The following is a 1,797-nucleotide window of genomic DNA, read 5'->3' on the forward strand; positions in this document are numbered from 1 at the left end:
GCTGTTGCACTATCCGCTGCACTCTTGGCTTCTTCTGCTGTGGTCCTCGCTGTATTCGCCACCCTAACAGCGCTTTCTGATGCTACTTTAGCTTCCTTAGCTACGCTTTCTGCTGTTGCTGTCGCTGTCGCTACCGATTGTTTTACTTCCTCCACTAAACCTTTTGCCTCAACAGCTGTCGTTTTACTTTCATTGGCTAACGTTGCTGCCTGATCTGCTACTTTCTTCGCTTCAGCGGCTTGAGACAGTGCTTCTGAAGCATCTTGTTGCGCTGTTGATGTCTCTAACGCCTGTTTTGCTTCTTGCACCATAGTCTTGGCTTCAGAAGCTGTAACTGTCGCATCATCTGCCTTCTTTTCGGCTCTTGCGGCTTTCTCTTCTGCCGTCTCTGCTGTGCTCTTAGCTTCTTGCGATAGGACATGAGCATCCTCTGCTTTATTCTTCGCTTCCACCGCTGTGTCTTTTGCACTATCCGCTAACTGCTTTGCATTATTCGCTAACGTTTCTGCTAAATGCGCTGTCGTCTTAACTTCTTCAACCAATTGTTTGGCTTCACCAGCTTTAGTCTTGGCTTGTGTAGCAACGTCTTCTATTGTTAAAGCCCTCTGCTCTACTCCTTCTGCTGTCCTTTTGGCTCCCTCAGCTGTATTCTTGACATGATCAACCGATTGCTTAAGACCATGAGCTACCGACAGGGCTTTAGACGCCGTTTCTTTTGCATCACCGGCTACCGAAGAGGCTCTATCAGCTGTCATCTTGGCTTCAGAAGCTGTCGTGAGAGCTTGCCCACTGTTCGTTGCTGCTGTTTCTGCAACNGAAGAGGCTCTATCAGCTGTCATCTTAGCTTCAGAAGCTGTCGTGAGAGCTTGCCCACTGTTCGTTGCTGCTGTTTCTGCAACATTCTTCACCTCGCCCATCACCTGCTTGGCATCATCAAAAGCGCTCTTGGTTTGTTCGGAAAGTGTTTTTGCATCTCCTGCCGTTGCCTTGGCTTCTCTTGCCTCTGTCAAAGCTGTCTCTACTGTGCTTTGAACTTGTGTCACTCTTTGAGAGCTTTCCGTGACCGTTGTCGCCACTCTATCAGCTGCACCTTTAGTATCATCCGCAATACGCTTGGCTTCTTGCGCTAACCTCTCAGCCGCTTCTGACTTCATCTTGGCATCTTCTGAAGAGGTTTTCGATACCTCTGCTGTTGTCTTGGCGGCATTGGATACTGTTAATGCCGTATTTGCCTGCTCTAAAGCTGTCTCTGCTGTCGTCTTGGCTTCAGAAGCTACAGTAACTGAACTCGCTGCTGTGTCTGCTATAGTTTTCGCTTGATCTGCTGTTTGTTGCGCCCCATTCGCACGCGCCATGGCTTTTTCTGCTTCTTGCCTTGCATTAACAACCTGCTCTAACGGCGCAAAGGTTTCATACGAATACAAAGATGCCGTCCCTAAAAGCTTCGGAACAACAACACTGTCTTGAGAAGTTCCTGCTATCATTTCTTCTCTCGTCGCGACAGGTATCAAATATTCATGTTCATGATCGGGTATCTTCATCTGCTTTATTCCTTCATTCAGAGGGCTTCATCCAATGAACACTCTTTCAAATCTTCAAACTCTTCTCTTAAGGTCTCTAAGCGCTTCTCTAAATCTTTCAGTGAACCATTAAGCTCTGTTTTCAAAGCTGCTTTCAGTAAATCAAAAACGCCATTAAGCGGCGCATGTACAAATCCTTCCCCCGAATACAAAACGACCCGTACTTGAGACGGGTCGCTAATCTCTGATATCGCAAACGGTTTTAATGACATTTCAA

1 protein-coding gene and 1 pseudogene are annotated in these 1,797 nt (G+C 47.1%); both read right to left on the reverse strand.

Annotated features, from left to right (window positions below; genetic code table 11):
• Positions 1-1,541: pseudogene (locus ACFILD_RS08570) on the reverse strand (hypothetical protein); the annotation flags it as partial.
• A 17-nt stretch (positions 1,542-1,558) separates the two neighbouring features.
• Positions 1,559-1,792: a hypothetical protein gene (locus tag ACFILD_RS08575; RefSeq protein ID WP_375665089.1), complete on the reverse strand. Its 234-nt coding sequence runs from the start codon at positions 1,790-1,792 to the stop codon at positions 1,559-1,561.
• Between the last annotated feature and the right edge of the window lie 5 nt (positions 1,793-1,797).

The organism is Bartonella sp. CL162QHHD (assembly GCF_042195435.1).
GTDB lineage: Bacteria > Pseudomonadota > Alphaproteobacteria > Rhizobiales > Rhizobiaceae > Bartonella.